Below are 13,702 nucleotides of genomic sequence, written 5' to 3'. Positions count from 1 at the left end.
ATCATGTCAACGCCACCGTCAAAGCAACCCATATAGAAATCAATTAAATTTAAAGGAATAGAGATCGGCATCTTTCAAATAGAATTTCAATCGAATGGGCCTGCCTGCCAATTCGCCAACACTTTTGTGTTCTCGCCACGAGACAATTCTCGCTATTTCGTTACCAATAATTTCTTGCGTCTCCAGAAATGAGTAGCCTGGAATAGGCTGCCGTTTCTCATCTAATATTTCAACTCTCACCGATCCCGCAGCTGATGTAGAATAGTTGATTTCGAGCTCATTGCCATTAAATATAAATGGTTTCGTAATCACTTCCCCCCCATCGTAATCAGCGGAAAGAGATGCAAAACCATCTATACGTAACGAGTACCTTTTTATATGCGCTGATGGTTGGGCATAACTTTCATTTAGGTATATAGAGATTTCAGTTGGACTGGTTTCAACGACATTGAGTACCGGATAATTAGAACGTGAAACCCAATTTTCCAACCCAATCCCGGGGCGAACAAACGACTCCATAAATGTTCTGTCGTATGTATTCCCTCCCCGGCTACTCATTAAGACAGCATCAGAACAATCTTTGTAATAATTTGGGTTTACATTCAGCTTAGCAGCTTGTTCCCCGTGCACAACTTGCCTATTGGGCATAAAACGCGCACCTATCGCCAGATAAATGTGAGGTGCACGATAATAGGGACTGGTCTGTTGAGTATACAAATGCTCTAATGGAGTATCTCCAAACGTCATCGCTTCCGGCGCCGACCAGTTCACAAAATCCTTGGATACAGTACGGCTAACAGACCTAAATCCCTTATACGCCGTAAAGCCACCATCAGTATACGTTCTAAAATAACAAACATATTGGCCTTCATGTTCAGACCAAAACACTACATTCTGCGAATCAAACACCCCGGTCTGAAAAACTGCTTTTTCCTGCTTCCTTTTCCAGTGTATTCCATCTTCGGAAATGTATGCGATTAACCCACTTTTATCGGTGCCGCCAACCGCCTTGTACCGCTCACTTGGTTTCGCGTTGGGATTGGTATCAAGAAAAGGGCTAAAATTATGCGTTACTGGAGCTGCATGGGCTAATATCACATTATTCTCCAAGGTACCGTCTATTGTATAAAGACCAAGTGAAGGTTTCACCCAATGAATGCCATCTGCCGATTCCGCATAACACGTAACTTCATTATCATTCCCATCTTTCCCTGCTTCCCGGATACCTCGATAATACATTCTATACAAACCGCCATCTTTAATAATCGTACAATACGCAGAAAAATTCCCTTCCCAAGGCTTATCAAAATTCAGCACAGTCCCCTCATTTACCGGATGGTGCATCTTTTGACTGACATTATTCATGCTATCCAATAGAAAATTATCTACAAACAGTTCTCTCCTATTACCGATTTGGGCAGGTGAAACGGATTGCGCCACCAGTTGAAGCGGTAGTAGCGAAAAGGCACATATACATGCACCAAGTAGTTTCGTTAAATCTTTCATGTTTAAATTGCTTATTCGTCCGTATTACCCAACAGTGTCAACTCCATAACCTGGATGCCGGCAACCTGTCCCCAAGTTTCTTGGCATACAAAACGAATATAGCGAACCGGGGACGTATTTTCGGCGATTTGATATTTCTCCCCCTCCACATGCGCGTATTGGATATCGGCTGCTGTCACCGTACCCACAGGACTTCCTGAAGGCTTGATGGATTCAAATTCCCCAAGCAGTGTCCATCCGGAAAAATCCGCATTCACATCCGGCGAGTCACTTCCCCATAGCTGAAACCTGCGGGGATGCGCATGATTGTAGATCAAGGATGTTTCGCTTCTCGTGTTAATCACCAACTGCGTCAATGTAGCCAATTGCCCCATATCAAATGTAAACTCATTCGAATTATTCGCAAAACCAGATATGATGCTTTCATTCCAAGCATTCTCGATATACCAATTTGGCGTCGTATAAGCGTTGTAAGGGATACCATCAGGGTTCCATCGCATAAATTTACTTTTATCCAAGGGAATACCATTGATGATCGGTTCCACGGGCCTGAACGCAGTAAAAAAGGTATCTATGGCATCGCTTTCAGGCAGAAAAGCAGTTCGATAGGACACCTCTCCGCCTACATTGGATAGCGTTGTATCGGAAACCGAGTGGGGAATCACGGCTATTTTAGCCGCTCCACTAGTTTTTTCTTTATATTTTACCTCATTCGCAATGGCATATTGCGGAGCACGGAGCCACCTCAGGGATAACTCGCCAAGACTGGGAACAAATTCTTTAAGCCCCAGAGAGCGGTCCTGCAATGACGCAGCGAATCGATCGCCAAAAACATTCGCATTGATTTCATAAGGCATTGAGGGGTAGTTGAGGTTTCCATCCGTCGTTACCAACTCGAATGTGTACCCATCTTCAGACAGATTATCGATAAATACGCGAATGGTATCTTTTAATGAGTTTTCGGGAATATCCAATATGACAGAATCCGTACGCGAACGCCAGTAAACCTTGACCTTGGCAACTTTGGGATCACTATTGACGTAGTGAAGCAACACCCGATTCCTACCCGCCTGCATAAAGGCTGTATCCAGCCGTCCTACGTATATCGTTTCTCCGTGTTTCAGGTACTGATCATGGAGGTCGTTCATTTTCGAACATGAAATCGATGTAAATAAAACGATTGAAATGCTTATAAGTAGGATGAAATATCTTTTTAGGTAATATGACATGACTATATTATTTCATTATTATCAGTATTTATTATCTCCCCATAAGGTCATCTCCATGACCTGCACGGCCGATCCGTTTCCCCAAGTTTCCTGCGCAACAAAACGGAGATAGCGTACAGGAGGGGCCTCAAGCGGAACGTTCCAGTCTTCACCCGTTTCCCATGCGTAGCGAATGTCTTCATCCGAAACTTGCCCCAAAGGCAATCCGGATGGTTTTATAGACTCAAACTCCCCCAAGAAAATCCAGTTATCGAAATCTTGATTTACGTTTGGATGCGGTGAACCCCACAGTTGGAATCGCTTGGGATGACCTAAATTATAGATGAGATGTGATTCGGAACGTTGGTTAATCTTAAACCGGCTCAATTTAGCAGTTTGCCCCATATCCAAGGTAAACTCTAAACTGGTTGTATTGGCGAAACCTTGATTGTTCGCTACCCCTAAGCTGCCGATTTTCCCATCCCATAGATTCTCAATCCACCAGTTGGCTGATGTATACCCATTGTAGGGAATACCCGGTGGATTCCACCGTCTGAATTTTGACTTATCTACCTCTACTTCGAAAATGGGTTGATAGGTCGCCATCAACGTGTCTGTATAATTCCCCCAGGGATCACGGGCAAAAATGCCGAATATCCGCTCTTCGTCTTGATACCCCCTCACATTCCCCCTTCCGATTTTGGCCTTGCTATAGAACGTTTCCGCTTCGGTAAGTTCTTCGATACCATGGATATTATTAGGTGTGATAACGGAAACAACCACATCGGCTTCCGTTGGATTTTCCCAATCCAACCGGATTCCTCCAAAATCGTTCTGAGCCTGCAAAGACTCCATAATTGTATAGATAGGTGCATCAAGTGGATGGATCGTCACCTCAACAGAAGGCGAAGCGTTATCACTCCGATCGTAAGCAATCAATTGCACCCGATGTTCGGCAGATTTACCAAACCCTTCAATGACAAGGGAGTTTTTATAAGCAGAAGCCTTTTGTTCTATTTGATTACCATTCCGCTCGTAAATAGCTTGAACATATAATAAGTCTTCATCGTCAGGAATGTCATACGTAATAATAGCCCCCCCAGGGGTATTTTCCACTGTCGGAGAAGTAATGCTCACTGGCGGTGTGTCGTCTGTCGGATACTGCCCAGTGAATTCATTCTCGCTACAACTGTTTAAGAAAACAGCCATAACAACGAGCAAAATCAAACGTTCTTTCATTGTTTTGAATAATTTAATATTAACCATTTTTCTACCAACCGGGGTTTTGAACTAGATTTTTACTACGAAGTATTTCATCTTGCAAGATCGGCCAAAGGACCTCTTTCAGCGTATACTGCTTGCGGGTGAAGGTAATGGGTTGGTAAAATTCTTGCGCGTTGGTTCCCTCCGTATTCCAGCCTTGAATTGGCTCGTTAAAAGCGTTTATAGCCTTTTTCCATCTCCTTAAATCCCAAAACCGCTGTCCTTCAAATGCCAATTCGATATTTCGCTCACGATGGATAATTTCGCGCATGCCAGCGGTGGACTGAAACTTATCTGGATAGATTGAATGAGCCGGCCAAGCTTGTTGCACATCGGCCAATCCCGCTCGATTCCGGACGTGGTTAATATAAGTCCATACCTCGTCATTTGGTGCCGGCAACATCTCGTTCAATGCCTCCGCATATAATAGATACAGATTTGCAAGCCTATATATCGGAAAATCGAAACGCTTAGGGATAAAGGTTGTCGCGTTATAAGTTGATTGATAATTGGATAACTTTTTTATGTAGAATGTGGTTACGGAATAGCGTTCCGTTCCTATACGTCCACCTGCCATGGATCCCAATTTAAAATTCAACGGCCACTGTTGGTTATCATTGATTCTTCCTAGACCAAACCACCAGCCCCCGTCGACGGCCAGACTCCCATAAAACCTCGACTCCCTATTCAAATGAAGTTTGGCAGTCGTATACCCTGGCTGCATATAATACCGATGGTCTTCCGGTACGTTTTCTAATTCATACCTTCCTTCGTAATCGAATTCTGTATCTTCCTCGATAGGAACACCATTCCTAGAATAATACATCTCTGCCATTTTAAGCGTCGGAGCCATCATTTGATAAACCACTCGTTCATGGTCAGCATGCAATCGTGGGATGGTCGCTTTTTCTAAATCTGTACTTATAAATGAAGACAGGCCCCAAATCCGTCCAGAATTATATTTATCGGTAACAATTTGTCCCGGCAATAACACCAACCGTGTGGAATCAGAAATATTTAACGAAGGATTATTAAATTCATACAACTTAATACCGGCTAGGTGACACGTATCAATTGCATTCTTGCACGCAACAGCGGCCCTTATCCACTTCTGGGCGTCATAGGTGGGATTGAACAGCGCAATACCGCGATTGTCTTTCATGTCAGCATAGTCCTGGTTACCATTAAAAAGCGGGCTTGCGGCGGTAACCAAAACGTCCGCCTTAATCGTCATCGCCGCGGGTTGTGTAATCCTACCCTCTTCGGAAATTTCATTGTCAATGCTTAGCGGTAGATCCGATATCGCCTCATCAAGCAAAGTCACAATATAATTCACGACTTCATCGATTGGCTCCCGATAAACGGAAACCCGATCCGTGGGTGTTTCAATAGATAGGTTTTCCCTGACAATCGGAATCGGACCGTACATCCGCATCAGATAATAATGATACCATGCTTTCAATACCTTTACTTCGGCAATCCATCTCGCCCGCTCGAAACTATCCAAGTCTCTGGCTTTGTGAGCATTCTCGATAAACGTATTGCAATCCCGGATAGCTTGCCAAAGTGCTGATCCGCCTTGTATTGCATGCCAGTAACTGAAATAGGGCCGGGTAACATTGTTACCAAAACTAGCCAAATCATAGGCGTATTGTGCCCTATTATTGAGGTCCTTATGAAACCAAATATCATCGGCGCACATAAATCCAGGCTCATTCAGTGTGCCTATCCGGGGTAAACGACTATAACAAGTCGCCAAATATTTTTCGGTACTGACCCGATCTTTAAATGCATAATCCAATGTCGGCACATTATCCGGAATGACATCCAAATAACGACCACAAGACACGACCAGTGTAGTTAATACGATAGCAATTAGATAAGTTTTCTTCATAATTCTAATTCCAAGTTAAAGCGAACATTGAATCCCGAAATTGATTACCCGCTGTAACGGATATCCCATTCCATTTCCACCCATTTCCGGATCCCATAATTTAAATTTGCTGAAATTGAATAAATTTGTACCATTGGTGTAAATCCGCACTTTGGAAAAACCCACTTTTTCGATTAACGACTCGGGCACCGAATAGCCGAATTCAGCCTGTTTCAACCTCAAGAAAGCACCATTCTGCATAAACCAAGTACTAATCGCCGCATTATTGGTGTTTGGCGTGCTCGACAATCGTGGCCATAACGCGTGGAGATTCCTATTGTCTTCTGACCAGTGGTTATCTGCGTATACTTTCAACAGTTGATTGGTGTATCCGTTCCCACCGACAAATGGGGCGGTTGCCGACGGATCAATCCAAAACGACTCCCGGCCAAGTCCCTGAAAAAAACAAGAAAAATCAAAGGCTTTATATGAGGCAGAAATACCGAAGCCATAAACAATCTCCGGCACGGTAGGAAACCCGATGGGTACTTGATCGAGTTGATTGATAACTCCGTCAGCATTGATATCTTTGAACTTAATGTCTCCGCCCATAGCGTCTGCCCCTTGGTCGGGCGAGTTGATCACCTCTTCATCGTCCACAAATAGACGTTCAGCCACATAACCCCAGGTTTGATTGATTGGGAACCCAATCCGTGACTTCCAAGGCACGGCACTGAAGTCTGGCTCTTCGTACACCTTGAACTGACTGGTTGAGTAGGTAAAATTCGCCCTGCCAGCCAGTAACCAGTTACTACTTATACGTCGATTGAAATCCATGGAAAAATCTATTCCCTTACTGCTTGCTTCTCCCACATTAGCTTTCGGCAAATAGACTAATCCCATGGTATTGGGTATATGTTCTCGTTGCATTAAAATGTTTGACCGATGCTCCTTATAGAGATCCACAACGAGGTTAATGCTATTGAGAAGACCTATTTCTGCACTTAAATTCATCTTTCTAGCCGTTTCCCAACTAATATTGGGATTCGCATAACGTATTTCATGTATGCCGTTAATGGTATTTCCGAATTCCGAGCCAAACAGGTAGCCACCTCCATTCATATTCACTTCAGAAAGAAAGAAAAACCGTTCCGCTGGTGAGCCAATGGCATCATTGCCGACCAGCCCATATGTTCCCCTTAACTTCAGATTCGAAACAATACGGTTAATCGATTCTTTCCAAAAGGGTTCTCTTGAAACATACCATGCTGCGCCCACAGAAGGGAAAAAACCAAATCGGTGAGATTGATGAAACCGCTCGGAACCATTGTAACCGAAATTTGCTTCCAAAAAATAGCGCTGATGTAAACCATAAGTAAAGCGCCCGGCAAGCCCCACATTACGGTGCGGAAGTGAATTTTGGAGCGAGCCCGCATTCGCTTCTAGTTTATTTAGTAATGTAAATACCAGCATACCACTTACCGTATGTACAGGGTTTATTTCACGGTCGTAGCTCAAAATACTTTGGAAATAGTTTTCTGAGGTCACCTGCTTCTGGTCTTCGCCATAGTCTAAATATTCATGGCCAACTGTGGGATTCAATGCATTTAATGTATACTGTCCGTCCCGTTTGTCAAATTGCCCTAATGAATAATAGAATGGGCTGTAGCTTCTGTTGACACTATAATAATTGTAACGGGTGGTATTATACATCCCGCTGAATTTCAAGCCTTCCGTAACAAAACTTAAATCTTGTTTAAGCTCAAACTGCGCCAGTACCATGGCGTTGGTGTAGTTGCGATAACCTTTCACTAAATCGGCATAGGGGTTGCTGTATTGGCCCGCATCGTAATTGCCAAAAAGAATGTGCTCGGTTGTTAGGTTCGCATCATCAGCCGGATAATATGCAGGATATAACACAGGATTGGTACGCATAATTTGCCTATAAATCTCAGCGCCGCCACTTATCGGCCCACTGTAGTCAGACCATGTGGTATTCAGTCTGACGAGTGCTTCTGTAGTCTTTGTTAAATTTATATTTACATTCGATCGCAAGCCATAAGTCTTTAAGTCGATATTATTATTGAAATTATTCCGCTTGTCAACGTTAAGCAACCCGTTATCCTGATTATATGTTGCCGCGACATAATAACGCGCTATGTTACCACCACCGCTCACATTCAAGTTTAATCGGCTATTCAGCGTTTGATCTTTCAGCAACATCCCATACCAGTCTGTGGCAGGGTAGAGCAAAGGATAAGCTCCCAGTTCCGTATTTTCGATTTTTTCCTGTGAGTATAGTTCGTGGCCCAACCGGTCCCGTGTCTTAACCGATTCATTGGCCAATTTCATGTAGGTAATTGGATCGGCGAGTTCGATTTTCTCGGTAGGACTCGATAACGAACTTTCGTAGCGGACCATTATGGATGCTTTTCCTTCCCTGCCCTCTTTTGTTGTGATTAGAATAACACCATTTGCACCCCGCGCGCCGTATAAGGAAGTTGCTGTTGCGTCTTTCATGATTGAAAAACTCGCAATATCATCTACCTGCATGCGAGCCAGTTCGCTGGAGGGCATTTCAACACCATCTACCAAAATAAGGGGTCGATTAGAATAACCGAAGCTGGTGACTCCCCGAATGAAGAAATCTGCATTGTCCATACCCGGTTCGCCACTTCGTTGAAATGCAATCATGCCCGCAACACGTCCAGCTAGGGCCGTCGTCAAATTACTGGAAGGAACTTTCAGGTCGCCCGGCTTTACAGTTGTAATCGCTCCGACAACACTTTCCTTTTTTTGTTGGCCGAAGGCGACTATTGTTACTTCGTCCAAAAGATCCCTGGTTTCCGCCAAGACCACGTCGATTACCGTTCTATTGTTAACAGCAATACTTTGCGGCTCCATCCCCGTAAAGGTAAATATCAAGGACGCAGAACCGGGCACGTCAATGGAATACATCCCTTTTTCGTCCGTAACTACTCCTTTGGTGCTTCCCGACAAGGTAACGGTAACACCAGGCAAGGCATCGCCCAGCGTATCTGTAACCGTTCCGCTGACATGGATTTCTTGGCCAAGTGCCACGTTAGGTACAATCGATGCCCCTAACAGCAACAGGCATAAGCCTCGAAATAGAAATCGTACTTTTATTCTCTTCATATTTTATAATTAAGTTGTTAGGACCAGCGGGTCGACGCCGCAACTGCTAGTTCGTAAATCAAAGGTAGGTTGTGCCTTATTGTTACTCTACTACTTTTCTTTACATTAGTAGTACAATATTTCGAGGTAAAATCGTCGGGTGAAAAATAGTACCGATGATTATAAAATTAGTATGGTTGTAGTTCTTTAGGTTAAAATTGGAGGGGTTATAAGTCGTGTTCCTGACGGGTAACCATAAATTCAATAAATCATAATTACTTACAACCGGCTTCTCCCTACGACCGCCCAACGCGTAATATAGGATCCCTGTTCGATAACCACGAGATAGTCATATAGTGCTACGGTAGGGCAAACATGATAGGGTAATCCATACAATGCATCGCCCACCTTCCATGAATGTCCTGACGGTGCTTCCAACACCAGGTGTTCCTCGCTTTGGCTAATCGGCTTCAGATCGGGGGCATTCAGGAAATACACCCTCCGTTCCAATGGATTTTCGGCCGCGACCGCTTTGTGCCCCAAGTCCACACATAGCCGGTTCGCATCGGGCATGGACACGATACGCGTCAACAATACCGCTGCAGGAAGAAACGGCTGGTCCGGTAGGCTGTCGGCATATCCTTTGTCCCATAGCACAAACGTACCCGGGCTGCATTCCACATCAGGATAGGCTGCATAAATCGGTAATGACGGCGAACCGCCGATGATAATTTCTGGCTTGGGGAGCCCGGCCATTTGGACCTGTTGCACAAGCTCACTCACTGCTTCAAAATTTCGTGCACAGATCACTTTTCGCTTTTCGATATCCCGCTCATGTACGTGGCCATCATATGCATGAAAACCCCGAATAGCCACGCCGTCCAATTGCTCACATTGTTGATATAAGGCCATCGCCTCCGCTCCCGGCTGGATACCGGTACGCCCCATACCGATGTTCAGGTCCACATAAACAGCGATAATCATCCCCGCTTGCATAGCCGCATCCGCCAATGTGCGTGCCGCTTCGGGATTATCTACAATGGCGGAAAAATTGGTTTTTGGAAACCTTTTCTTCAACGACAGAAAGCGGGATAGCTTCGGACCATACAGCGGATACGCCAGTAGCACATCCAGGGCCTCGCACTCACCGAGCATTACCGCCTCAGCAATGGTCGCGCACTTAAATCGCGAAATTCCGGCGTCCAACTGGAGACGGACTAACTCCTTGGTCTTATGTGTCTTTACATGCGTCCGCAAACGTATGGGATCATCAATCATACTTTTCAAAAGCATGATATTCTGTTTAATACGCTCCGGAAATATCAGCAATGCGGGTGAATCAACGTCGGACTCGTTGCGGGTTCGGTACCAAGTATCACGGGGTTGCATAGAATAAAATGATTATCCAAAACTATTGATTTGCGCCTCCAGGCTATTTTTGAGGATCTCTTCTGAATTTGCCGCTAAATGGCTTGAACGGCAACGCCAACATTCGTAGCCACCCAGTTCCAACTCATGGACCGGCGGCACATAGCCCACGTAATCATTGGCCAGGCAAATCGTAAAATATCTTTTATCGGGCCGACGTGCTTTGATAGCCAAACCCGTTTCAGTAAAAAACTCACCGGGAAGCGCGCCAATAACGCCCGAACCAATCCGGAAGGCTTGTACGGGCACGCGCTTTTCATCGGGGTACTCGGCCAATAGTACCTGTTCCCGCGCATATACCTGTTGGTATCCTTGCTGGCCGAAATGGATGTTTTCGTAGTCGGCTTGGGCTAGGAGTTCTTTCGCAGTCTCCAATTCGGCGGGCGTTGGTTTACGTAATCCCACCGTTATCTCATCATAGCGGCTCCCTAATAAAGGCTGTGCCTCCCAAATCAATCCAGCTAACGAAGCCACTACACCCTCGGCAAGTTCCTTGCCGATCAATCGACTTTTCTCGTGGTTCGCTGCCGGGTAACGATCAGGCTCCAAGAAATCCCAGATATTTACTTCACCACTGGTTCCGTTGCTCATCATGCCTACGAAACCAGGCCCCCCTCCTAATAACGCGGTCAGTTCTTTCGCAAACCATCCGAAATAATCTGCGCTGATGGTGCCCCGTTCGCAATCGCCCACGTAGTGCAAGGAGTAATTGGCAAGCAATCCGATCCATTCCCCATCAACGCCTTTGACAGCCAAGTAGCGTAATTCTGTATCCGGTTGAGATGTACGCTCCACAATATCATTTTCGTTGCCGAAAGGATTGGTTTTTATCGCATCGATACCTCCGTTAACGGGGTTGAACGGTCGATAGCCCTCCTTCATTCGATAACGCCTGCACACCATATGCCGGGGCTCGTCCAACCAACCGTAGGCGATTTGAGCGGGAACCAGCCGTTGCTGCGCCTTCAAAGCAGCCTCGACAAGCAATGCAGGCAACTTCTTTCGGTATCCCCAGTCCACATGCCCCATCAGTAAATCGGCGACTGAACCGGCGGAATGGGTGTGTGTACTTGAAATCAACTGATTTTGTATCGGGATACCTGTTTGGGCTGTAATCTTGGTTTTTACCTCGTCGAGAAAATCACGTTGCATAACACAGATATCGACTACCAGGATGAGCAGCGTGGTCGCATCATCTTGCATAATCATGGCCTTCGCATAAAGCGGATCGGCGATGTGATTCGCATAACGGCACGTAAACTCACCGTTGATTACAGTTCCAAGCGGCGGCGTGATATCCACCTGTGAGGCCCCGGCTTTAAATGAATATTTTTGCATAATTACTTACCTCTTCCACGCCCGCCGCAAAAACCGCAACCAATTGCCGTGGAAAATATTATCCGTATCTTCTTCCGAATAGCCCCGGCGTAGCAGGATGGCTTCAAACTTTTGCAAATCGGCAATCGAGTCCATGTCCCACGGACTTTGTTCAGTACCGAATATCCCATCCAAATCGCTTCCAATACCGATATGACGGGCATTGCCGGCCAGTTGGCAGATATGATCCCAATGGTCGACTAGGTGCTCCAACCGGATATCCAGTTGCCAAGGATCGGACACCGTGTCGATAAACCGGATGTCCATTGCCCAGCAATCCAACATACCGCCGATGACAGCTCCGCGGGCAACCAGTCGCTTGATTTGATCGTCGGTCAGTTGCCGTTGATTGGGCACCACAGCCCTTACGTTGTGATGGCTTGCCCAAATGGGACCCTCGTAGGTATCCAACACTTGATTGAACCCTTCGTCCGTCAGATGGGTCACGTCCAAGATCATGTTCAGTTCGCCCATCACCTTCATCAACTCCAACCCTTCATGATGTATCCGTCCGGATGTCTTCGTACCGTCAGCATACCGGCCAGGGCCGAAATGCGATAAGCCCAGCGCACGCAACCCATAACCATGTGCCCGATAAAGATAGTCAATATTCACCAACGAATCGGCGCCTTCCAGACTCAAAATATAGCCAATTGGCTTATCGGCATAGCTGTCACTTTCATCGGCCCATAGGGCTAGGTGTTGTTCTAAGCCTTCCAGATTGTTGATCTGCATCATTTCGCCGAGGGCCTCCATCTCACGGTACCACGCCAGTTGGGCCTGTGTCATGGCCCATGCTTGTTGCGGCGAGTTCCACGCAGTGGGCACATAGCTGTTTGGACGGAACCGGGCCAATTGGGTGGCCACCACCAACCCAACGCCGCCCTCCCGCAGCGCTGGCAAACATACTGTACCATTGCCCCGATCCGGCCGATCGGTCATATTTGACTCCCGCTGGCGGATTTCCGAAAGCGGCAATGCCAGGTCGCGATTCCACTCCAAGGCGTTCATCGCTAAATCCAGATGGGCATCAATGATCAATCGTTTCATGGGCGTATGTTAAAATGAGCTGGCGGATTTCTTCGCTGAATCGTCGGAATACGGTATCGCGTTCACCCGTTCGGGATGCATAGTCTATCAGTTGCTCCTCCAAATCATCGGGGATACGTGTAATCTTTGCGAGTTCCGGATTGAGATCACTCATAACCATTCCGTAGGCGTAGGTGCCCATCAAGTCCATGTATCGGAAATTACCTGCAAAAGGTAGGTAGTGCCCGGCGTCGTTGCGGCAGGCCCTGTCGATGCTTTCCATGGATGCATAACCGTTTTCTACCAGATAGATGGCTTCGCGTGCCCATGCCGCCATCATCCGCGCCCGCGTACTGAAACCGCCGTGTACCGTGTACGGGTCTTTGCCCCATACTTCTCGGCCCATGGTGGCTAGCCGATCAATAGATGCGGGGTCCGATTGGGCATTCGCGATAATTTCCAGAAACAACGTAAGATCAGCCGGATAACTCCAATTCAACCCGAGAATGCGATGGGGCTGTGCCATGCCCATTTGCAATTCATCCAACAGAATGCTGTCGGTATTGATCGCGATAACCGCGTCGTCATCCAGCCGGCATGCCAGCTGCTGAATAACGTTTCGTTTGCTGGCCATCCGCTCTGCAGTAATGGCTATGGCGACATCGCAGAGGATGGTGTCTGGCCAATCAGCCTGCAAGGTCAATAAATGGATATTTGAGCCCCTTATCCCTTCAATGGTTGAAAGTGCCTGGTTCGTATTGGCCGTAAGTAATACGGTCTCTTGTCCGGCACCCAGCGTATTGGCGGCCACACGATACGTCGGTTCACTATCACCTACGATAAATATACGTTCTTTTGGTTTGTTCATCTTTTACGTTAAACA

The 13,702-nt window shown here is 46.3% G+C and carries 9 protein-coding genes; all 9 read right to left on the bottom strand.

All coding sequences use genetic code 11. The annotated features are described in order from the left end of the window. Positions 1 to 39 precede the first annotated feature (39 nt). Positions 40 to 1,506, bottom strand: coding sequence for a hypothetical protein (locus tag ACO1NT_RS02515; RefSeq protein WP_449046820.1), 1,467 nt, complete (start codon positions 1,504 to 1,506; stop codon positions 40 to 42). Positions 1,507 to 1,517: 11 nt separating this feature from the next. Then, on the bottom strand, positions 1,518 to 2,654 hold the full coding sequence (locus ACO1NT_RS02510; RefSeq protein WP_449046819.1) for a DUF4998 domain-containing protein: 1,137 nt from the start codon (positions 2,652 to 2,654) through the stop codon (positions 1,518 to 1,520). A 102-nt stretch (positions 2,655 to 2,756) separates the two neighbouring features. Beyond that, positions 2,757 to 3,953 carry a DUF5000 domain-containing lipoprotein gene (locus tag ACO1NT_RS02505; RefSeq protein ID WP_449046818.1) on the bottom strand — a complete coding sequence of 399 codons (1,197 nt, stop codon included), beginning with the start codon at positions 3,951 to 3,953 and terminating at the stop codon, positions 2,757 to 2,759. A gap of 31 nt (positions 3,954 to 3,984) precedes the next feature. Beyond that, positions 3,985 to 5,871: a RagB/SusD family nutrient uptake outer membrane protein gene (locus tag ACO1NT_RS02500; protein ID WP_449046817.1), complete on the bottom strand. Its 1,887-nt coding sequence runs from the start codon at positions 5,869 to 5,871 to the stop codon at positions 3,985 to 3,987. A 15-nt stretch (positions 5,872 to 5,886) separates the two neighbouring features. Then, positions 5,887 to 8,931: a SusC/RagA family TonB-linked outer membrane protein gene (locus tag ACO1NT_RS02495; RefSeq protein ID WP_449046834.1), complete on the bottom strand. Its 3,045-nt coding sequence runs from the start codon at positions 8,929 to 8,931 to the stop codon at positions 5,887 to 5,889. Between the two features lie 333 nt (positions 8,932 to 9,264). Continuing rightward, a complete protein-coding gene (locus ACO1NT_RS02490) occupies positions 9,265 to 10,374 on the bottom strand; it encodes a D-TA family PLP-dependent enzyme (protein WP_449046816.1) in 1,110 nt (369 codons plus the stop codon). Between the two features lie 12 nt (positions 10,375 to 10,386). After that, entirely contained in the window at positions 10,387 to 11,751 is a 1,365-nt protein-coding gene (locus ACO1NT_RS02485; RefSeq protein ID WP_449046815.1) for a hypothetical protein, read from the bottom strand. A 6-nt stretch (positions 11,752 to 11,757) separates the two neighbouring features. Beyond that, positions 11,758 to 12,840: a dipeptidase gene (locus ACO1NT_RS02480; protein WP_449046814.1), complete on the bottom strand. Its 1,083-nt coding sequence runs from the start codon at positions 12,838 to 12,840 to the stop codon at positions 11,758 to 11,760. Further along, positions 12,821 to 13,687, bottom strand: a complete 867-nt coding sequence (locus ACO1NT_RS02475; RefSeq protein ID WP_449046813.1) for a 3-hydroxyacyl-CoA dehydrogenase NAD-binding domain-containing protein — start codon at positions 13,685 to 13,687, stop codon at positions 12,821 to 12,823. Before ACO1NT_RS02475 ends, ACO1NT_RS02480 begins: the two co-directional genes overlap by 20 nt. Positions 13,688 to 13,702: the final 15 nt, after the last annotated feature.

The sequence above is a fragment of the Parapedobacter sp. genome, from assembly GCF_053550995.1.
Note: the sequence above shows the minus strand (reverse complement) of the source record. Positions and strands in the feature narration are given on the sequence as shown.